The sequence below is a fragment of the Ovoidimarina sediminis genome (assembly GCF_032586175.1).
GTDB lineage: Bacteria > Pseudomonadota > Alphaproteobacteria > Rhodobacterales > Rhodobacteraceae > Ovoidimarina > Ovoidimarina sediminis.
Map to the genome: position 1 here is coordinate 1 of NZ_JAWHTE010000032.1, position 19641 is coordinate 19641.

At 59.9% G+C, this 19641-nt stretch carries 16 protein-coding genes and 3 pseudogenes; 11 read left to right on the forward strand and 8 right to left on the reverse strand.

Going from position 1 to position 19641, the window contains the following annotated elements; genetic code table 11:
* Nucleotides 1–549: 549 nt before the first annotated feature.
* From RXV90_RS22925 to RXV90_RS22945, 5 genes are all read left to right on the forward strand, one after another.
* Nucleotides 550–1734 carry a hypothetical protein gene (locus RXV90_RS22925; RefSeq protein ID WP_316652235.1) on the forward strand — a complete coding sequence of 395 codons (1185 nt, stop codon included), beginning with the start codon at nt 550–552 and terminating at the stop codon, nt 1732–1734.
* Between the two features lie 57 nt (nt 1735–1791).
* Nucleotides 1792–2256 (forward strand): hypothetical protein, encoded by a 465-nt coding sequence (locus tag RXV90_RS22930; protein ID WP_316652238.1) that lies wholly within the window; start codon nt 1792–1794, stop codon nt 2254–2256.
* Nucleotides 2253–3674, forward strand: coding sequence for a hypothetical protein (locus tag RXV90_RS22935; RefSeq protein ID WP_316652240.1), 1422 nt, complete (start codon nt 2253–2255; stop codon nt 3672–3674). Before RXV90_RS22930 ends, RXV90_RS22935 begins: the two co-directional genes overlap by 4 nt.
* Nucleotides 3675–4261: 587 nt before the next feature.
* Nucleotides 4262–5734 carry a GH3 family acyl-acid amido synthetase gene (locus RXV90_RS22940; protein WP_316652244.1) on the forward strand — a complete coding sequence of 491 codons (1473 nt, stop codon included), beginning with the start codon at nt 4262–4264 and terminating at the stop codon, nt 5732–5734.
* On the forward strand, nt 5727–6788 hold the full coding sequence (locus RXV90_RS22945; protein ID WP_316652246.1) for a hypothetical protein: 1062 nt from the start codon (nt 5727–5729) through the stop codon (nt 6786–6788). The genes RXV90_RS22940 and RXV90_RS22945 overlap by 8 nt, the downstream gene beginning before the upstream one ends.
* A gap of 4 nt (nt 6789–6792) precedes the next feature.
* Here the strand turns inward: RXV90_RS22945 and RXV90_RS22950 are convergent, their stop codons facing one another.
* Nucleotides 6793–7575: an SDR family NAD(P)-dependent oxidoreductase gene (locus RXV90_RS22950; RefSeq protein ID WP_316652248.1), complete on the reverse strand. Its 783-nt coding sequence runs from the start codon at nt 7573–7575 to the stop codon at nt 6793–6795.
* A gap of 12 nt (nt 7576–7587) precedes the next feature.
* Nucleotides 7588–8961, reverse strand: coding sequence for an aminotransferase class I/II-fold pyridoxal phosphate-dependent enzyme (locus tag RXV90_RS22955; protein WP_316652251.1), 1374 nt, complete (start codon nt 8959–8961; stop codon nt 7588–7590).
* Between the two features lie 33 nt (nt 8962–8994).
* Here RXV90_RS22955 and RXV90_RS22960 point away from each other — a divergent pair, with 33 nt between their 5' ends.
* On the forward strand, nt 8995–10779 hold the full coding sequence (locus RXV90_RS22960) for an AMP-dependent synthetase/ligase (RefSeq protein ID WP_316652253.1): 1785 nt from the start codon (nt 8995–8997) through the stop codon (nt 10777–10779).
* Nucleotides 10780–10936: 157 nt separating this feature from the next.
* On the opposite strand, the pseudogene RXV90_RS22965 reads toward RXV90_RS22960, so the two are convergent.
* The 4 genes and pseudogenes from RXV90_RS22965 to RXV90_RS22980 form a co-directional block, all read right to left on the reverse strand.
* Nucleotides 10937–11050 (reverse strand): annotated as a pseudogene (locus RXV90_RS22965) (IS3 family transposase); the annotation flags it as partial.
* A gap of 114 nt (nt 11051–11164) precedes the next feature.
* Nucleotides 11165–11410, reverse strand: a complete 246-nt coding sequence (locus tag RXV90_RS22970; protein WP_316652255.1) for a nitrilase-related carbon-nitrogen hydrolase — start codon at nt 11408–11410, stop codon at nt 11165–11167.
* A gap of 86 nt (nt 11411–11496) precedes the next feature.
* Nucleotides 11497–12801: an acyltransferase family protein gene (locus RXV90_RS22975; RefSeq protein ID WP_316652257.1), complete on the reverse strand. Its 1305-nt coding sequence runs from the start codon at nt 12799–12801 to the stop codon at nt 11497–11499.
* An 817-nt stretch (nt 12802–13618) separates the two neighbouring features.
* Nucleotides 13619–13747 (reverse strand): annotated as a pseudogene (locus RXV90_RS22980) (IS6 family transposase); the annotation flags it as partial.
* A gap of 100 nt (nt 13748–13847) precedes the next feature.
* Here RXV90_RS22980 and RXV90_RS22985 point away from each other — a divergent pair.
* The 5 genes from RXV90_RS22985 (at nt 13848) to RXV90_RS23005 (ending at nt 18485) form a co-directional block, all read left to right on the forward strand.
* Nucleotides 13848–14018: a hypothetical protein gene (locus RXV90_RS22985; protein WP_316652259.1), complete on the forward strand. Its 171-nt coding sequence runs from the start codon at nt 13848–13850 to the stop codon at nt 14016–14018.
* An 89-nt stretch (nt 14019–14107) separates the two neighbouring features.
* Nucleotides 14108–15130: an ABC transporter substrate-binding protein gene (locus RXV90_RS22990; RefSeq protein ID WP_316652261.1), complete on the forward strand. Its 1023-nt coding sequence runs from the start codon at nt 14108–14110 to the stop codon at nt 15128–15130.
* A gap of 21 nt (nt 15131–15151) precedes the next feature.
* On the forward strand, nt 15152–16606 hold the full coding sequence (locus RXV90_RS22995) for a sugar ABC transporter ATP-binding protein (RefSeq protein WP_316652263.1): 1455 nt from the start codon (nt 15152–15154) through the stop codon (nt 16604–16606).
* On the forward strand, nt 16603–17541 hold the full coding sequence (locus RXV90_RS23000) for an ABC transporter permease (RefSeq protein ID WP_316652265.1): 939 nt from the start codon (nt 16603–16605) through the stop codon (nt 17539–17541). Before RXV90_RS22995 ends, RXV90_RS23000 begins: the two co-directional genes overlap by 4 nt.
* Nucleotides 17538–18485 (forward strand): ABC transporter permease, encoded by a 948-nt coding sequence (locus RXV90_RS23005; RefSeq protein WP_316652267.1) that lies wholly within the window; start codon nt 17538–17540, stop codon nt 18483–18485. The genes RXV90_RS23000 and RXV90_RS23005 overlap by 4 nt, the downstream gene beginning before the upstream one ends.
* Nucleotides 18486–18562: 77 nt before the next feature.
* Here RXV90_RS23005 and RXV90_RS23010 read toward each other — a convergent pair whose 3' ends face one another.
* Both RXV90_RS23010 and RXV90_RS23015 read right to left on the reverse strand, forming a co-directional pair.
* Nucleotides 18563–19267, reverse strand: coding sequence for an IS6 family transposase (locus RXV90_RS23010; RefSeq protein ID WP_316652269.1), 705 nt, complete (start codon nt 19265–19267; stop codon nt 18563–18565).
* A gap of 171 nt (nt 19268–19438) precedes the next feature.
* A pseudogene (locus tag RXV90_RS23015) lies at nt 19439–19624 on the reverse strand (hypothetical protein); the annotation flags it as partial.
* Between the last annotated feature and the right edge of the window lie 17 nt (nt 19625–19641).

The following is a 19641-nucleotide window of genomic DNA, read 5'->3' on the forward strand; positions in this document are numbered from 1 at the left end:
CGCCACCGCGCGCCAATAATGGTGTGGCGTGCGGTGGCTCAACTCTTCGGCTGAGACCGCGTTAATCAATAGACAAGTAAATCTGTCAGGTGACCGCTACCCCACCCTTACCGGTCGTCCAGGTCGATCGATGCGTGGTTTCGGGTGGGAACGACCGCTTCTACCGACAGCGGACCTTCTCCAGATCACGCTCGATGTCCGAGAAGCGGACCAAGCGGACCTTCGACCAAGGTGTACCAAGAAGCGCGAAGGGAGCCAAAGCTGCCGTTTGGTGACAGCGAAAACAACGTCCGCTTCGAACGCGAGAGGATAGGTAGGCCACCCACCTCGCTTAAGCTCGGTTTTCTCCAACATCACCATCCAACCGAAGGAAGATGCCTGTTATTGAGATCAGCTTAATTCAATCTGCTCGCCTGACCCACCACCCAGCGGCCGGCCCACGATTATCCTGCGCATCTGTCTACTTACGTGTTACCCTTCGCTCGGGGCTTGGATCGGAGAGTTTTAGATCAGTCCGACAAAAGCCCAACTGCCAAGGGGGGCAAAATCATGAAGAACCTAATTCTTAAAGCCGCGGCAACGATCGCTCTATGGTCTGTAGTGGCGCCAGCGCAGGCCGAGATCCTGGCGATCATGAACTATGAGAGCAAACCTGCCGACGACCTGAGGGCCCTGAAACTGTCGGGCGAGACGGAGCGTCGCGAAGGCATTGCAATCGTCGATGTTGATCCTGACAGCCCAAATTTCGGGCGGATTGTCTCGGACATCCCAACGGATCCAAAAACGGTTGCACATCACATCTTCTATGACCGCACGATGACCAAAGCCTACATTACCGCCTTGGGACAGCCTGCATTGCAGGTTCTCGATATGACGAGGAATCCATACCGTCTCTCAACGATCGAGACTCCGCCCTGCGTCATGGGCGAGGACATCATCTTAGATGAGGCGAATACGCGTTGGTTTCTGACCTGCATGGGGTCCGGCAATGTAATTGTTGGTGAAGTAGCCACGGACAAGGTGATCGGTGAGATCAAGCTACCGGGCACCTATCCGCACGGGCTCGCGGTCAACTCCAACATCGATAGGATTCTGGTGACTTCGACTATTTCACCCGATCTGACAAAGCCGGATGAGGTCCTTTCGGTTGTGCGCGCTAGTGATCTCGAACCGCTTGGTCAGATCAAGGTCTCGACCAAGGAATCGCCTTCGGGCGTGGCTCCTGTCGAGGTCTTCTTCGTTCCAGGCGCCGAACCCGCAACTGCGATCGTGACCAACATGTTCGGCCATGAGCTCTACGCAGTAGTCTGGGATGCGGCGGCGCAAGAGTTCGTGGCTGAATCGATCTTTGACTTCACCACAGTCGGTTCCCACGTGCCGCTAGAGATTTATTTCAACGACAATGCGTCACCGGATCTGATGTACGTTACGACGGCAATGAAGCCGGGACATTTACACATCTTCGATATCTCGGAGGGGCCTACCAAGCCCACGCTCGTGAAGTCGATCGTCACCGCAGACGGTGCGCACCATGTCGGCTTCACACCCGACTTCAAACACGCATTTGTGCAGAACTCGTTCATCAACCTGCCAGACATGCGCGACGGTTCAGTCACAGTGGTTGACCTTGAAAGCGGCGACGCCATCGCGAACATGGACACGCTGAAGAACAATGGCCTCAACCCGAACTCGCTGACGCTGTTGCCTCAATGGAACCACCTGGCTGGCCACTGAGCCTGCGCTTGGGGCGCCGCTTCGACGGTGCCCCAATTCCACCCGATGGAGCAAAATATGCGCTGGTCAACCTTTGCCATGACGCTTGTCGCGGCAGCCTCTCTTGCAGTACCCGCCTTTGCAGGGGGCGCGGGCAATTCCGATCAATCGTCGGACGCAGGTCGTGCTCATAAGCAGCTCAAGATGCTCGCACATGGCAAACCGGTAGAGGTCGAGTTGCTGCTCGCTAATATGCAATCGTTCGAAGGCACCCTGGTCAGGCGAACGTTGAGCGACGGCAATGCCGAGACGATCATCGTCACCCAAGGGGTATTGGTGCGGCTAATCTTAACATCGAAGATCGAGACGGAATTGCACGTACACGGTTACGATCTTGTCGGAGTTGCCGGCCCCGAGACACCGGCGATCTTTACGTTCGACGCCGCGCATACTGGCCGATTCGCGATCGTTTCGCATGGCGACCACAGCCTGCTCGGGCGCAGGGAAATCGCGGTGGCCTATATCGAAGTTCGTCCGGAATGAAAAATTCGACCGCCAAGACCGTAGCGGTCGCGCTTCTCCTATTCGCATCCCGAGCCGACGCACACGCCTTCGGCGCACGATATGATCTGCCGCTGCCGCTCGGTCTCTATCTCACTGCGGCTGGTGCAGCCGTAGCTGCGTCATTCTTTGGGGCAATTACGTTCCTTCGTGGCGAGCGAGCACGTATCTTGCAGATCGATCTGCCAGTTTCTCCCTGGCTCGCCAGCGCGGCGAAAGGCGCGCTCGGCACATTTGGCGTGTTTGTCTTAGCGCTTCTTATTGGAGCAGCGTTCCTTGGCCCGCCGGAAGCGGTTAGCAATCTGGCGACCATATGGGTCTGGGTGATCTGGTGGGTTGGCTTTCTACTGCTCTCGGCACTTATTGTCGGGCTCTGGCCCTACATTGACCCATTCCGTATCGTTGCCAGGATCGCCGCGGGCGCTTTCGGGCGACCGTGGACTGGGACTGGTAGCTTGCCACCTTCTGCCGGGCTCATGGCACCCATTGGCCTGCTCGCAATAGCCTGGGTCGAACTCGTCTCAGACTGGTCGGAGAATCCGGCGGCGGTCGGGACACTGATCTTGATCTATCTCACAATTTCAATTCTCGGTGGCCTCGCATTTGGCATGGTGTGGTTCTTGGTCGCTGATCCGCTGGGCCGGGTCTTTGCCGTGCTTGGCCGCATGGCACCGATCACCACGCCCTGCCGTGCGACGCTGCGCTTACGCCCGCCCGGCGAGGGACTACTTGACCAGGACGAGCGGCCATTGGGCGAAGTGGCATTGATCTCTTGCCTGATCGGGGTCGTGTTGTTCGATGGGCTTTCAGAGACCCCGGCCTGGGCTGCTATTCTAGAGTTCGTAAGCGAGTCACAGACGCTTCGCCCGACGCTCCTCTGGCTGCGCGAACAGGGCGCGGACTTACTGAAGTTGATCCGCACGATCGGGCTTTGCGCGACCATCGCTACCTTCTACGGAACATACTGGCTGCTGGTGCTGTCGATGAAGCTTCTTGTTGGTGGCCCGCTTAGCACCGAAAGGTTGGCGCGGGATTTCGCCGGCACGTTACTGCCGATCGCAGTCGCTTATCATCTCTCGCACTATATTTCGTACCTTTTAATTGCAGGCCAACTTGTCTTCCCGGCGGCAACCGATCCTTTCGCAATGGGCTGGGACCTCTTCGGCACAAGAGACTGGTCGATTGATGTCACAGTAATAGGAGCCGAGCAGATCTGGTGGATTGCCTTTACGGCGCTGATCATTGGCCACGCGCTCTCTGTCCTGATTGGACACCGCCGGGCGTTGCAGGTCTTTGGTGACCCGCGTGATGCGGCAGTCTCTCAGATCCCAATGATGTTCGCCATGGTAGGCCTTACAGCGCTGAGCCTCTGGATCTTGTCGCAACCCATTACCGAGTAGCTTGGCGATCAGCCAGCAAACAGAAGCATTTAGCGCTTCGTCTGAATGTCCGGATCCCTCGATACATCGCGGAATAGATCCTCGCTGAGCGGCGATAGCTTAGCATTTTGAGATTGCCAATTCAGTATCGCAATCGAGTCTGCATTGGGCTCTTCTCGGTCATCAGAGGGATTTCGTCAGATGACTGGTCTGCCGCGCCAACCGGCCGTCAGGGTTCGAAGCGGCGCGGTTTTCGCCGAGCACGTCAGCTTTCGATGACAGCTGACCTTCGCCGGATCAGGCTCGATGTCTGGATCGCAGACGAAGCCGCCTGATGCTGGCGCAGCGAACTTCGCGGCCGCGCGCCCATATGTAAAGGAAACAGACGGGTCGCGAAGCACCAGTGCCGGAACGGACGAAGTCGGCATTGACTGAACTCAAACCAACGCTGGCACGATGCTGATACCTCTCTCCGCAGATACGCAGATTCCGTGTAGGTTAGAGACGGGATGCCACGCATGGTTCGAAACGGTCACTTGACGGATTTGAGCCCCCTTGCAAGACGCTATGCGAGAGCCAGGCTTTGGTGGCTGAACCGAGAAGATCCATTGAAGGCGCAAGCCGCGCTTCTGCACAAGTTGGTCCGCCGTGCCAGGCATACGCATTTTGGCCGCACACACGGTTTCGACCGGATCACCGATGTCGGCAGCTACCAGCGACGGATACCCGTTCGTCCATACAGCGAATTCTGGTCAGACTGGTGGCAGCCGCACTATCCCGATCTATTCGGTCAAACCTGGCCCGGGCGTATTCCCTACTTCGCCATGACCTCGGGCACGACAACGGGGCGGTCGAAACACATCCCCTACACAGAAGATATGCGGACGGCAGCGCGGCGCGGGTTCATCGACTTGCTGTGTCACCACCTGCTTCACCGCCCGCAAAGCCGCGTGCTCGGAGGGGGCGCCCTTGGGCTGGTTGGGCCAGTCGATCTTGACCAGGCAGCCAATGGGGTAGGAACCGGTGCCGTAAGCGCAATTACGGCTGGCTCCGTGCCCCGTTGGCTCGGCGACCGTCTCCTGCCCCCTCCGGAAATCGCGGCGCTCACGGACTGGCAGGAAAAGGTGAGAAAATTGGCGCCCTTATCGCTGCGCAGCGATCTGCGCTTTATGGGCGGATCGCCCAATTGGATGCTGATTTTTCTGGATGAAGTGGCCCGCGCCAGCGGCACCCCGGAAGGCAGGCTGAAAGACTGGTATCCCAACCTCGAACTCATCGTGCATGGCGGTGTGAACTTCGCACCCTACCGCCAGCGCTTCGCCGATCTAATGCGCGGCGGACATGCCGAAACCCGGGAGATTTATTCCGCCAGCGAAGGTGTGTTTGCCTATGCCGACAGGGGCGATGGTGGCGGGATGCGTTTGCATCTCGACGGGCAGGTCTTCTTTGAATTCGTGCCCAAGGATCAGATCGGCACAAAGAGTCCCGAACGCTTCTGGCTTGGCAATGCGCAAACCGGTGTCGACTACGCGCTTGTCGTCACCACCGCTGCCGGCCTGTGGTCATATGTGGTCGGCGATGTGGTGCGCTTGGTCGACCTCGCGCCGCCGCGCCTGCTTGTCGTTGGCCGGGTGGGTAACGATCTTTCGGTCTTCGGAGAGCATCTGATAGAGGCGGAACTCGCCGGGGCACTGTCAGCAGCCGCCGAGGAAAATGGCCTTTCCATCCGCGACTATTGCGTCGGGCCCGTCCGGAACGGTAGGCGCAATCATCATCACTATCTCGTGGAAACGACCGGCGTTCGGCCGCCGGGCAGTTCGCGCGCGCTTGCGCAAAGCATCGACCGAAACCTGCAGGCCCGAAACGAGGACTACGCGGAATTACGCAAGAACGATCTTGCGCTGAGCCCTCCGGAGGTTGAGTTCGTTCCCCCGAATGGGTTTGTTAATTGGATGAAAAAACGTCGCGGCCTGGGCGGCCAATTCAAAGTCCCCCGCATCATCAACGATCTGGACCTTCTGTCCGACATCCGTGCCGTGGCCTTACACCCGAGACCTGAAGAGCACGCCAATAATGCCTGAACTAATCTGGCAAGAGCCCGGAAATCCCGGGCGCAAGGTCACTCGGGCGGATTATCCTTCCGACACCACCCGCGCCCTGCTCGCGCAAACGATCTGGGGCAGCCGCGCGACACGCTACCGCATCATCGACATCGAAGCGAAGCTGGCCCGACTTCGAGTTCCGAGTTTTTTCGTATTGTCCGAGGGCGATGAAGAGCTTTGTGTTTTCGTTTTGGACCGGTGCCAAAAGCGCGTGGCCAGGCAGCTTTGCGACGGGTTCCATTTCGTGATGGCCTCGACCGTGCCGCATCGTCAGAACGAGGGTCTGGCAGGGGTGCTCGTCGACCTCGTCCGCGAATATTGCGTCTCGGCGATCACCCCCCCCGGCTTCGGTTTCGCCTATGTCGAGGAAACGACCGAATTCTCGCTGCGTTTGTCGGATCAGATCGGCCACGACTCCGAAGCCCACCTGCCGCTGACACTGTTCACCCGTTTCTTTCCGCGCGCCGACCCTCACGCTACTGCACTAAGACCGGATGAAGGCGACACGCTTAGGGCGGCGCTCGGGACGTTCTATGTCGACCATCAATTGACCGATTTCGCAACTTCCCTCAAGCAGGACGAGTGTTTCGTCATCCGAGATGCGGGCGGAAAGATTGTTGCCGCCGTACAGGCTGAAGTCCTGCGGTGGTCGGTGATGTCGATGCCAGGCATACAAGGCAAGTTTTTGCTGAAAGTGCTACCGCACCTGCCCGGTCTGAACCGCCTGCTCGTCCTGCAGGACTTGCGCATTGTCCGTTTCAGTAACCTGTTTATCTCGGTCGGGTACGAAAACAGGTGTTTAGCGTTGCTCGAGGACTGCCTGTACCGTCATCAGGCACGGATCGGCCTGTTCCTGCTCGACGAGCGCAGCCGGGTTCTGACGCAGCTTCGTCACATTGGTCGTTTGGGGATTCTGTCGCGCGCCACGTCCGGCTCAGCCAAGTTGCGCCTTTCCACAGTCGGAATGGATGCAGACATGGTCGCGCAATTGCGCGAGGGGCCAGTCCTGATGAGCGCGGCGGACGTTTTCTGAAAACCTACCCCCCAACGAAGAAGCGCCCCAACGGGGCCGGTGTAATCTTGAAAAATGCCGCCACGGTCTTGTTGAAAGCGCCGGGGATGCAGACAGGCTTGTTTTTTTCAACCGCACCCATTGCCGCCCTGGCCACATCACTGGACGCGCTCCATAGCCATTTCGGTACCGCAACGGATTCAACGGTGCCGCCGGCTGCGGCCTGGAACCCGGTATGCGTGAAGCCCGGACATAGAGCGGTGACATGCACACCCTGCCCCTTCAATTCGGCACGCAACGCCAGAGAGAATTGCAGCAGATATGACTTGACCGGGTAATAGAGCGTGCCTCCGGCATGCGGGGGCAAATACGCAGACAGTGAGGATACGTTGATAACTCGTCCCGACCCGCGCGACAGCATACGGGGCGCGAAAACATGGCATAGATGCACCGGCGCCGCGGCCATCACTTCGATCGTGTCTTTGTGCCGGGACCAGTCCACGTCGATCAGATTGCCGGGCACTCCAAAACCGGCATTGTTCACCAAAACATCGACTTCGAGATTCTGAGCGCTGAGGTGATCGAACAGGTGATCCGGCGTCGCCGGATCGGCCAGATCGGCAGGAAAGACATGCGCAGCGATACCATTCCGTTTCCGAAGCATTTCGGCAACGTCCTGCAACGGCGCGGCACGGCGCGCCACCAGGACAAGGTCCAGGCCGCGCCTGGCGTATTCCTCCGCAAAAGCGCGTCCGATACCAGAAGAGGCCCCGGTGATCAGAGCGGTCTTGCGGGCCCGGTCATCCATTACCATGGGCCTCTAAAGCTTCAGCGTCTTGCGCAACTCCGCAAGACAACCGAGCAGGTAATCGATCTGTTCGCGTTCGTGTTGACAGGTCATTACGAAGCGAATGCGCGCTCGTCCCAGTGCGACTGCGGGATAGCGGGCATGAGGCGCCACAATGCCTCGGTGACGCAAAATCCGCGTGACCTCGCCTGCCTTTATCTCGTCGCCGATCAGGGTAGGAACGATATGGGCTTCACTGCCCATCGTGTCGAACCCCAAAGATTCCACCTCGCGGCGAAAATAAAACGCATTTTCCATAGCCTTTTCCCGACGCCATGGTTCACGATCGGCAATATCGATGGCCTCAGCCACGCCCGCGGCGATGGCGGGCGGCAAAGGCGCGGAAAAGATGTATGTACGTGCCGATATGCGCAGAAAATCGATGATTTCCTTGTCTCCGGATACATACCCGCCAATCCCGCCGAAGGCCTTCGTGAAGGTGCCCATCTGCAGGTCGATATCGTCGGTCGATACGCCATGATGCTCGACGCTGCCGCGCCCGTTCGCGCCGAGCATTCCGACACCATGCGCGTCGTCGATCATCAGCATCGCGCAATGCTCACGCGCGAGGCTTACCATGTCCGGAATTGGAGAAATGTCGCCATCCATACTAAAGACACCGTCGCTGACGATAAGCTTGGAAGGCAGTTCGGATTGCTCCAGCGCACCGGCTAGTTGGGCCATATCCTTGTGCGGGTAACGGCTGATCTTGGCTTGTGCCAGACGCACCCCATCGACGACGCTGGCATGGTTCAATTCTTCGCTGAAGATTTCCCATCCCATCGGGGCCTCATCCTCCGTTCCCGGATCGTCCTGATGGCCAAGATGCGTACGCGCCAGCGATTGAAGGAAATCGACTTTCATCACCGCAGGGATAACCCCGACATTGGCCATATAACCCGTTGCGAAGCAAATCGCGTCTTCCTGCCCGACATATTCGGCAATGCGATGCTCCAACGCGCGATGCACGTCGATATTGGCGGCCATTTGCCGCGATCCGCCCGAACCAAGCCCGTAGCGTTCCAGCGCCTTCTGCGCGGCGGCTTTGACTTCGGGGTGGTTGGACAGCCCCAGAAGATTGTTGGAACAAAACAGCAAGTGATCCCTGCCATCGACCCAGATGACCGGCTCCGTCGTCGCACTGTTGACGATCGGGTTGTTCGGGTAGAGCCCCGAGTTTTGCACAAAACGCGTCAGACGTCTGATGCGCGCCGCCGGGGAAGCAGGGGATTCAACCATCGTGCAGACCCTCCCGATCATATCGCGCGTCACAGTGCGCGCGATTATTGCTGAGTTGCTGAACGACAGTAGTCGATATCCGGGCGCCAAAAAATTGATCTGAATCATCGGTAGTGCGATGAATGCGTACGACTATCAAGCATGACTGACACGCAGCAAACCAGCGCCGTGCAACGCCTTCCGCATTGCACTATTCCCGCGGCCTTCGCGGAACGGGTACGCGAGACCCCGGATGATGCGGCCTATATTCACTTCCAAAATGGTGCATGGATCACGCTGACATGGCGTGACATCGCGGACTGCGTGGCGCGGAGGCGGGCCGCCTTCGCTGCGTCCGGGCTTCAGCCCGGTGACCGGGTCGGAATCTTTTTGCCCAATGGAGTGGCCTGGGTCGTCAGCGATCTGGCCGCGATGTCCGAAAGCCTCGTTACGGTCCCGGTCTACACGCGCGACAGCGCCGCCAACATCTGTCACGTGCTGCGAGACAGTGGCGCCGCATTGTGCTTGACGGATACCGCCGAGAGATGGGCCGCGCTGGACACGGCGCAGGCGGACTTGCCCGCGTTGAAGCATCTGTGGGTGCTTCGTGGCGACGCCGGAGACGATCCGCGCGCGACCCCCTGCCCCGATCCGGAGACCGGCGCGCCGCGGGTTCTATCGCAGACAGACGGATCGCCCGATGACCTTGCCACGATCGTCTACACCTCGGGCACGACGGGACCACCCAAAGGGGTCATGCTGCCGCACAGGGCGCTGATCTGGAATGCCAGCGCGGTGTCGCAGCTCTGCCCGATCTCGAAAGCGGATGTTTTCTTTTCGATTCTGCCGCTCGCACATGCCTTCGAAAGAAGCCTTGGCTATGTTTGCCCAATGCTGGGAAACAGCGCGGTCGCCTTTGGTCGCTCGGTCGAAGATCTGGTCGAAGACATGAAGACGGTGCAGCCCACCGTGATGCTGGCCGTACCGAGGCTGTTCGAAAAGGTCCGCGAGACGGCGATTGAGAAAGCAAGAGCATCGATACTGTCGCGGAACTTGCTGGCATGGACCGAGGCGTTGGGATGGCGGCGGCGGATGGCTGACGAAGGCCGGTGCCCGCCCCCTTCGCTTGCGGCGCGTCTGCTTTGGAAACTCTTCGGGCAGTCTGTCGCTGCGCATGTCAGAGCAGCTTTTGGCGGACGCATCCGCATGGTGATCTGTGGAGGCGCACCTCTCGGACCTGAGACGTCACAGTTCTTTGCGGCGATGGATTTGCCCTTGCTTCAAGGCTATGGACTCACCGAAGCCGGTCCGGCTGTGACTGGCACGACGATAGAGAACCGCAGAAGCGACAGCGTCGGTTGCGCTCTGCCGGGTAGCGAACTGGCTATTGGTGCGCGTCAGGAACTGCTGGTCAAATCCCCAGGGCTGATGCTGGGGTATTGGAAGAAACCCGATGCCACCAAAGAGGTCATTGACGAAGAGGGTTGGCTTCACACCGGCGATGCAGCGGAAATGAGGGATGGTCGTGTCTATATCCAGGGTCGGATCAAGGACATTCTTGTGCTCTCGACGGGCGAAAACGTGAACCCGGTGCCAATTGAAACGGCTCTTCTCTCTGATCCTTTGATCGAGCAGGTGTGCGTACTTGGTGATGGCAAACCCCATTGCACTGCCGTCGTTGTGGTGGATCCGGTGAAACTGCAGGAATGGCTCGGTGAGGTTCAGCTTTCACCAGACGCGGATCATTGGCCGAAAACTCGCAGGGCGCTTGCCCGGCGGTTCAGCAGATTGATGGTTGATATCCCACCTTTTGCTCGTATTCGTGACGTCGTTGTCGAGACTGAGCCATGGACCCTGGAAAGTGGACTGATCACGCCAACACTCAAAGCTAAACGTTCCAGAATTATTGAAAGATACGATCAGGCCCTAAACGAAATATACGAATGAAGCCCTAAATTTGCGGTTGATCCTTTCGCTTCGGGCCAAGAAATTTCCAAAAATTGCCGGCTGGCAACCGCGTTGTCCGGCTTCGCTCCTGCCGCCAGGGCAACGCCGTGGCAGCAAATGGCCGAACCGTCCGACACGCTTCCTTCTGAGTCCGCGTTCATACTTTAGCTCTGTTCAAGCTTTGGTCCTCTCTCGACCGTTGGTGATATTCCGGCGAGGTGAATTCTGAGGGGCTCGATTGCGGGCGATGATTGCTGTGGTCGTCGCGCCAATCCGACCCTTTCAGGCGGGACACCGGATTTTTCAACACAATCAGCTCAGAGCCGCCATTCGTTCAAACCGGAACAATGCCCGCTTCTTGGACAAAGCAACCGCTTGGCCAAAATCAAAGAATAACTGTTCCAAGCGAAGCGCGATCCTTCAAATATGGTAGCCGGGACTGAGCGGCAGGGACTGTTTCCATCGGAAGTGTTCCGTGGATGACCTCGGATCCCGGCCCGGCGCGGGCGACTTCTTTTCCGTCGGGAGCCGCGATCAAGCTTTGACCCAGATAGTTGAGGCCGCGCTCATAGCCTGCGCTGTTGGCGTACCCGAGGTAGAAACCGTTTTCGTAGGCGCGCGTCGGGATCATCCTTTGCGCGACCCAATCCGGACGAAACGGTCATTGAAAACAACTTAAGGCTATTCGAAAATTACCGTCCTTCTATGAGCGACCGGCTACTGTTTCTTCCGCCCACGGGGGATTTCCCCGGTCGCGAGTATGACCCCGACAACTGTTAGCAATACTGGCACCCAATTGATGCCCGGCGCGCGGTCCATGCTAACACCATTCAGCGCCAAAATAGTGAGGCCGGCACAGGACAAAAGAGTACCAGAATACGTCTGCAACTTGCCTGCGTTTGCCTTCTTGCGTGATCGCGAGCCAGCTTCAAGCCGACCGAAGATTGCGATGAAAGGCAAGAGTCCGCCGATCAATACTGCGACCCAGATCGGACGAAACAACCACCATGCTCCCGTTCCGGGTTCAATTCGCAATCCGAAGCCACCGAGCAAAAGGGAAAAGCCGGCAACGAGTGTCACTACGGTCAAATGCCAAAGGTATATGGTCATGATGTTCCGAGCGGTGAGAATGACCAGGGCCCAAGGCGTTTCGCCTTGCAACCAAGTTTGAACCGGCTTTGCCAGCATCAGAAGTAGTGCAATCTGAATTGCGCCAAGCGCAAGCATTGCTGTCGTCGGAGGCCGCGTATTCGAGAATTCCTCGCCGGGAACGGAAACCATGCTCAATGGATAGCCCGCTGGCCCGACAAGGATTGCCAGCCAAACAACGCCAATGACGCAAAGCGCGACGATGCTGCGGAGGTTCTGATCACTTCGCCACCACCAGTAACCAAGCTGGTGAACCGCCAACCAAACAGGTGCGTAATTGGCCCATCTCAGCCATTGGACACCGGCCCCCACACCGACCACGTCAATCACGATCGCAAGGACAGCAAGCCCAGCTACCGACCAAAGGCCAATCCTTTCCCAAAGAGCGAAGGTAATTGGGACAACGAGCGTGACCATGATGTAGACTGCTAGGAACCAGACTGGGATAAGCGCGGCACGCGAGGCATCTCTAGCCAAGTCTGGGTCCACGCCTAGTCCGAAAGCGATCGCCGCCGCAAGCGCCCAGACGATAATCAGAGGGACGACTGGAATCAGGAGGCGACTTAGGCGCTTCGTCGCCCAAGCCTGGCTTTTTTCTGAGGAGCGTCTTGCAGACGACCAGGACGCCGCATTGGAAAAGCCACCAACAAAAAAGAATACCGGCATGACCTGAAAGAGCCAGGTCAAGTATTGCGTCCAGTGCTGTTCCGCCAAGATGTTGCGCAGCGCTAGCTGACCCTCGGGCGCATAGGGAGCAACAAGAATCCAGTGACCAAGAACCACGAAAAGGATCGCAATCGTCCGATAGCAATCCGCTGCTCTATTTCGGCTGGCTGGGGTTTGACGTGCCGCCTCACGAGCCTTTTCGATCATTCATTTTGCCTACTGCACGGATTGGAGCCGGCGTCCTCTAATGAGCAAGCCTCTCTGAATTCTCCAAATTCAGCAAGTATTGACGGCACTATGCGCCAATACGTGAAACAGCCACGCAGACCGCATTTTCAAAGCTGCGTCGCCGTCGGAGCCTACTATCGAGCCGAAAGCGATCATTCTAAGGTAAAGTATGCGATTTCTTGCCCCGATCCTTATGCGCGCCACTTCGGTCAGTATTCTGGCAAGTGCATTGATGGTCGGTCTCCCTTCAACTTCGACGGCTCAAACGGAGAGCAATGAGCGGCAGGTCCCGTTTCTGACACTGCGGAATCTTGCAGAAACTGACGGGGGCGGAAGGTTCTTCGGAGACGAGCGCAGCCATCTCCGGGCCGGCTGGTGTCGGGTCCGAGATTTGGAACTCGGCTCTATCGCGCCGCTGGCGGATTCCGCACCGGCCTTCGTCCGTGAGCAACTTCTTCGAGTTGACGAAATTCGTGTGACAAGGCCCAGCATGGTCCTCGACGCCTTACAGGATAGCGCTTCGGAAAACGCCCCCGGCCATCTATGTTCATGGCTACTACATCGACTTTGACAAGGGCTGCCGGCGCGCGGCCCTGCTTCAAGAAAATGCAAGTCTCTACAACCGGTTCCTTGGTGCTGTCAGAGCAAACGGGCAGGATTATTTGTCTGCGCCAATCTGCTATGTTGCAGATCCAAAACTTCCTTTTTTACTTGGCTCAAGCCAAGCAAGCGACGGCGACCAGCACTGAAATTCCCGTTCAGGAGCCTAGCAGACCAATTTGTTCTGACAACACCCAACGCCGCGTTCGTGCAGCAGATCCTCGACATTCCGGAGAGAAAGTGGAAATCGAACGTACAGCATCACTGCCAGACGAATGATCTCCGGGCTGCTGTGAAAGCCCTTGAACGGGTCTGGTCTGGTCATTTTCCGACGCTAAGAGGCCGCCCTGCCCGCCTCAAACGGAATTGCTCTGACAGAGCCGGGCTTCTCGCTCCGCGGCGGGGAAGGCTCGATCGTCGGCGTCGTGCTTGGCGTGATTCTGTTGCAAGTGCTTCAGAACCTCGTCAACCTGCTGGGGATTCCGTCCTCGCTCAACTTCGCGGTCATGGGCGGCGTCATATTGATCGGCGTCACAGCCGACACGCAATTCGCCAGATACCGTTCGGCCCGAAGGGCGGCAGCGGCGATGGCATAGCTGAAGGCCGCACCGGAGACTCGGGTGCAGGCGGAATAAGAGAAAACCGTGGCAAACGCGGGGCGTCACCAACCTAGGGAGGAACTAACATGACCAAATTCACTACCTACGGACTTGCGGCGGCCGTCGCCGTCAGCGCGCTCGCCACAAGCGCGGCATTCGCCGACACGTCCGGCAAGCGCATCGCGCTGTCGAACAACTACGCCGGCAACTCGTGGCGTCAGGCCATGCTCAGCAGCTGGGAGAAAGTCACCAGCGAAGCCGTCGCGAACGGCACCGTCGCCGCCGCCGACGCCTTCACCACCGCCGAGAACCAGGTCACCGAACAGGCCGCGCAGATCCAGAACCTGATCCTGCAGGGCTACGACGCCATCGTCATCAACGCCGCCTCGCCCGAGGGCCTGAACGGCGCGGTGAAGGAAGCCTGTGACGCGGGCGTGGTCGTCGTCAGCTTCGACGGCATCGTGACCGAGCCCTGCGCATGGCGGATCGCTGTCGACTTCGCGCAGATGGGCAAGGATGAGGTGCTCTACCTCGCCGACAAGCTGCCCGACGGCGGCAAGCTTCTGGAAATCCGCGGCCTTGCGGGCGTCTTCGTCGATGACGAGATCAGCGCGGGCATCCACGAGGGCGTCGCCGAGACCGGCAAGTTCGAGATCGTCGGCTCGGTTCACGGCAACTGGGCGCAGGACGTCGCACAGAAGGCGGTCGCGGGGATCCTGCCCTCGCTGCCGGACGATATCGTCGGCGTCGTGACGCAGGGCGGCGACGGCTACGGCGCGGCCCAGGCCTTCAAGGCGGCAGGCCGCGACATGCCGGTGATCGTGATGGGCAACCGCCACGACGAGCTGACATGGTGGAAGGAACAGAAGGACGCGAACGGCTACGAGACGATGTCGGTCTCGATCGCGCCGGGTGTCTCCACCCTCGCCTTCTGGGTCGCGCAGCAGGTTCTCGACGGCGCCGACGTGCCGAAGGACCTGACCGTGCCGTTCCTTCGGATCGATCAGGACAACCTCGAAGAGAACCTCGCCAACACGCAGGAAGGCGGCGTGGCCAACGTCGAATACTCGCTGGAAGATGCGCAGGGCGTGATCAAGGGCGCGATGTAGGCCCGGCACCCGGACTGCATAATGCACGCGACAACACCGATTGTCCTTCTGGACGGCGTCGAAAAGAGTTTCGGCGCCGTTCATGCCCTTGCGGACGTGTCGCTCGACCTGATGCCGGGCGAATGCCTCGGTCTGGTCGGCCATAACGGCGCGGGCAAGTCCACGCTGATGAACGTGCTTACCGGCAATCTCGTGTCCGACACCGGTTCGATCACCGTCTCTGGCAGCGACCTGACCGGCAAGCTGACGCCGCAGAACGCCATGTCGCACGGCGTGCGCTGCGTCTACCAGGAGCTTTCGCTCTGCCCCAACCTGACGGTCGCCGAGAACGCGCGGATCACCCATCCGTCCATCGCGGGCATCGGTTGGCGCGGCCACGCGCGGAAGCTGATCGGCGAGATGCTCGACACGATCTTTCCCGGCCACGGGATCTCGAGCGACGATGTCGTGGGCGATCTTTCCATCGCGCGGCGTCAGATGGTGGAAATCGCGCGCGCCTTCGCCGTCACGACCGACGCGGCGAAAGTGATCATCCTCGACGAGCCGACCTCCTCGCTCGATTCCGTCGCCGCGGCCAAGCTTCTCGCCCATGTGCGCCGCTATGTCGAAGCGGGCGGCACCTGCGTTCTGATCTCGCACCTTCTGGGCGAGATCCTGAAAACCTCGGACCGCATCGCGGTGATGCGGGATGGCAAGGTCGTCGCCGTCGATGACGCAAAGGCCTTCGACCGGACGTCTCTCGTCGCGGCGATGGGCAGCGTGGCGGAAGCCGAACGCGCCGCCGAGGCATCCGCCCCCCGCCTCCGCGACACCGCGCCCCGTGTCGTCGCAGCCCGGCCCGACGGCAAGGCCGGTCTGGAACTCGAAGCGCATCGGGGCGAGGTCGTCGGCCTTGCGGGCCTCAGCGGTCAGGGCCAGACCGAACTGCTCGTGAAGGTCTTCGACCGCCGTGCGGGCACGGAAGTCGACGGCGAAGTCGCGCTGGTAGCGGGCGATCGGCAGACCGACGGCATCTTCCCGCTCTGGTCCATCGCCGAGAATATCTCCATCGGATCGCTTAGCCGCTTCCTGAAGGGCGGCCTGATCGACCGCGGCGCGGCGCAGGATTTCGCCGCGGAGTGGCGCGGGAAGATCGGCATCCGCACGCCCGATGTGAACAATCCCATTCTATCGCTATCCGGCGGCAACCAGCAGAAGGCGCTTTTCGCCCGCGCGCTCGGCGCCTCCGCCAACATCATCGTGATGGACGACCCGATGCGCGGCGTCGACGTGGGCACCAAGCAGGACGTTTACGGCATGATCCGCGACGAGGCCGCCAAGGGCCGCACCTTCCTCTGGTACACGACCGAAATGGACGAGTTGCGCAACTGCGACCATGTCTATATCTTCCGCGAGGGCGAGATCGTAGCCGACCTGCCGCGCGCGGACGTCACCGAAAAGAGCGTCATCCAGGCCTCGTTCCGGAGCGACGAATGAGTTCGGTTTTCTCCCCAAGGATGCTTCGCAGCCTGCTTCCGCCGCTCTCGCTGGCGGCCCTTCTCATAGCGATCTTCTGGCTTCAGCCGCGCACGATGAGCTATTTCGGGCTGAACCTGCTTCTGAACCTCGCCGTCCCTATCGCGCTTGCCACCATCGCGCAGATGTTCATTCTCTGCGTGAACGAACTGGACCTATCCATCGGCGCTTTCGTCAGCCTCGTGGCCTGCATCACGGCCACTTGGCTTCACGACACGCCGCTACTCGGGATCCTCGCGCTGGCCGCGCTGATCGGCGTCTACGCCCTTCTCGGCGCGCTCATCCACCTGCGAAACCTGCCCTCCATCGTCGTCACGCTGGGCATGTCCTTCGTCTGGCTCGGCCTCGCCGTGCTGGTGCTGCCGACACCGGGCGGCAAGGCGCCCGAGTACATCCGCTGGCTGATGACGCTGAAACCCGCCGTGGTCCCCTTCCCCATCATCGCCTGCATCGCGCTGGCGCTGGTCGTTCATGTCGCGCTGATGCGTTCGGCCTATGGCGCAATCCTGCGCGGCGCGGGCGGCAACCCGCGTTCGCTCGAACGGGCGGGCTGGTCGATCCTCAAGATCAAGATGATCATGTTCGCGCTGGCGGGCTTCTTCGGCGTGCTTTCGGGCATGGCGCTGGTCGGGCTGACCACCTCGGCCGATGCCAATATCGCGCTTCGCTACACGCTCCTCTCAATCGCGGGTGTGATCCTCGGCGGCGGCGAGTTCGTGGGTGGGCGCGTCTCGCCCATCGGCGCGGTGATCGGCGCAGTCACGTTGGCGCTCGCCGGGTCGTTCCTGTCGTTCCTGAGGCTGAACCCCGACTGGCAGATCGGCGCGCAGGGCGCGATCCTGATCATCGTGCTGGCGCTGCGCGTCCTGATCAGCCGCGCGGAGAAACGCACGTGAGCGGCGCGGCATCGATCCTCCGCCAGCCGTGGCTCTGGGCCTGGATCGGCGCCTTCGCCGTCTGGCTCGCCACGGCGGTCTTCACCGGTGGGCGCGGCTCGGGCGAGGTGCTGTCGGCGGCAATGACCTTCGGCGCTTTCTTCGTCATCGTCGGCCTCGGCCAGATGTTCGTCATCACGCTCGGCCCCGGCAATGTCGACCTTTCGATCCCGGCCTGCATGACGCTGTCCGCAACCGTCGCGATGAAAACGATGGACGGACAGGCCGCGATGATCCCGGTCGGCCTTGCCATCGCGCTTGGCATCGGCGCGGTGGTCGGCTGCGTGAACTACGCGCTCATCCGCCTGCTGCGCATCCCGCCGATCATCGCAACGCTTTCGTCGAGCTTCATCTTCCAGTCCGCGGCGATCTGGTGGAACCGCGGCCTTCGCGTGAAGCCGCCCGAACCGCTCGCCGATTTCACCACCGCCAAGATCGCCGGCATCCCCGTCATCGCACTGGCGGTGATCGTTCTCGCCGTGCTCGGCCACATCCTGCTTGCGCGCACCGTCTTCGGTCGCAGCGTCGTCGCCATCGGCCAGAACATGCGGGCCGCGCATCTTGCCGGCGTGAAAGTCGAGCGCATCCGCGCGCTGACCTACATAATGTGCGCCACGCTCGCCGGGCTCTGCGGCTTCCTGCTGGCCGGCTTCTCGGGCGGCGCGGCGCTCAACATGGGCGAGGAATACTTGCTCAGTTCCATCGCCGTCGTCGTCATCGGCGGCACCTCGGTCGCGGGCGGCTTCGCCAATGTGCCCGGCCTCTGGGGCGCGGCGCTTTTCCTGTTCCTGCTCGTCACCATGCTCAACACCTTCGGCGCAGGCGCCGGGGTGAGGCTTGTGCTGACCGGAATAATCATAATCGGCGTCATCGTCGCAGCCAGCGGCGGAACGCGCAAAACCTGAAGGGGGTACAGCATGTCTCTTGTCGGGGCTGGCAGACGAATTCGAACTCGTCTCTGCTAGGACGGTGAGGCTGTTCCTTATCCCGCGCAGAGACCGCGCCACTCGGCAAGGGCGGCGGCGCGCTTGAGCTTAAAGTGCGGGCAGCTGGAGAGGCTTCGTTCCTGGTTAAAGTGATTTGAGACGGAGGCGTGGACGGCGGCAAATTTCTGGAGACTTCGCATCCGCCGAAACCGAAGCATCGCCCGTTCGCGCCTTCGGAACGGAAGGTGCGAGTTCTCCGCCCGATTATTGAGCCAGCGGCCAGTTGCCTGCCGAGCCTCGGCCCCCAGGTCTTTCAGAGCAGCGCCGTAGGATCGGAGATTGTCCGTGACGATCGCCTCGGGCTGACCGTGCCTCCGCATTGCTTTCTTTAGGAATTTCAAAGCTGCCTTCTTGTCGCGTGTCTTCGTCACGAAGCTTTCGAGCACCTCGCCTTCGTGATCCACAGCCCGCCAGAGATAGTACCGCTCGACATTGATCTTCACGAATATCTCGTCGAGGTACCAACGCCAGCGGCTGGATTTCATCCCTTCGATCCGCCGCTTCCGGATCTCGGCGGCGAACATCGGGCCAAACCTGTGCCACCAATATCGAACCGTTTCGTGGCTGATCTCGACACCGCGCTCGTGCAGCAGATCTTCGACATTCCGGAGCGAGAGGGGAAACCGAACATAGAGCATGACCGCCAGGCGGATGATCTCGGGGCTGGTTTTGAACCACTTGAAAGGGCTGCCCTTGGTCATGGCCAGACGCTAGCCAGCCCCCTGCCCCGCCTCAAGCTAGGTTTCTCTGACAGAGCCATCTAAACTAGGAAATTTTAGACAGCAGCCGAACTCTATTCTCGCAGATGACTTGAAAACTCGCAGCAATAGCGAGCCTCTCGCATTATGATGTACAGAGGCCGCTTGTAGGCCCTATCGCCGCGGCATCCCCTTCGGACGCATCAGCCTTTTTTGTGCTGCGATCCGGAAAGGCGCATTTGGCGCGCCATAGCCTTCATAGCTTCCAATCCGCTGCACGATCTCGAAGAATAGCCCTCCCGCGAATGGCTTGCTGTAGAATTGAAAGAACGCACCATCCGCGTCCTCATCATAAAGGATGGTGCTGTCAGACGGAT

Excerpts from the sequence above, each read along its gene's own strand:
- RXV90_RS22975 (WP_316652257.1), bottom strand. The coding sequence starts at position 12,801 with ATGATCGAAAAGGCTCGTGAGGCGGCACGTCAAACCCCAGCCAGCCGA.
- RXV90_RS23010 (WP_316652269.1), bottom strand. The coding sequence starts at position 19,267 with ATGACCAAGGGCAGCCCTTTCAAGTGGTTCAAAACCAGCCCCGAGATC.
- RXV90_RS22950 (WP_316652248.1), bottom strand. The coding sequence starts at position 7,575 with ATGGATGACCGGGCCCGCAAGACCGCTCTGATCACCGGGGCCTCTTCT.
- RXV90_RS22945 (WP_316652246.1), top strand. The coding sequence starts at position 5,727 with ATGCCTGAACTAATCTGGCAAGAGCCCGGAAATCCCGGGCGCAAGGTC.
- RXV90_RS22990 (WP_316652261.1), top strand. The coding sequence starts at position 14,108 with ATGACCAAATTCACTACCTACGGACTTGCGGCGGCCGTCGCCGTCAGC.
- RXV90_RS22955 (WP_316652251.1), bottom strand. The coding sequence starts at position 8,961 with ATGATTCAGATCAATTTTTTGGCGCCCGGATATCGACTACTGTCGTTC.
- RXV90_RS22960 (WP_316652253.1), top strand. The coding sequence starts at position 8,995 with ATGACTGACACGCAGCAAACCAGCGCCGTGCAACGCCTTCCGCATTGC.
- RXV90_RS22930 (WP_316652238.1), top strand. The coding sequence starts at position 1,792 with ATGCGCTGGTCAACCTTTGCCATGACGCTTGTCGCGGCAGCCTCTCTT.
- RXV90_RS22935 (WP_316652240.1), top strand. The coding sequence starts at position 2,253 with ATGAAAAATTCGACCGCCAAGACCGTAGCGGTCGCGCTTCTCCTATTC.
- RXV90_RS22925 (WP_316652235.1), top strand. The coding sequence starts at position 550 with ATGAAGAACCTAATTCTTAAAGCCGCGGCAACGATCGCTCTATGGTCT.
- RXV90_RS22995 (WP_316652263.1), top strand. The coding sequence starts at position 15,152 with ATGCACGCGACAACACCGATTGTCCTTCTGGACGGCGTCGAAAAGAGT.
- RXV90_RS22970 (WP_316652255.1), bottom strand. The coding sequence starts at position 11,410 with ATGATCCCGACGCGCGCCTACGAAAACGGTTTCTACCTCGGGTACGCC.
- RXV90_RS23000 (WP_316652265.1), top strand. The coding sequence starts at position 16,603 with ATGAGTTCGGTTTTCTCCCCAAGGATGCTTCGCAGCCTGCTTCCGCCG.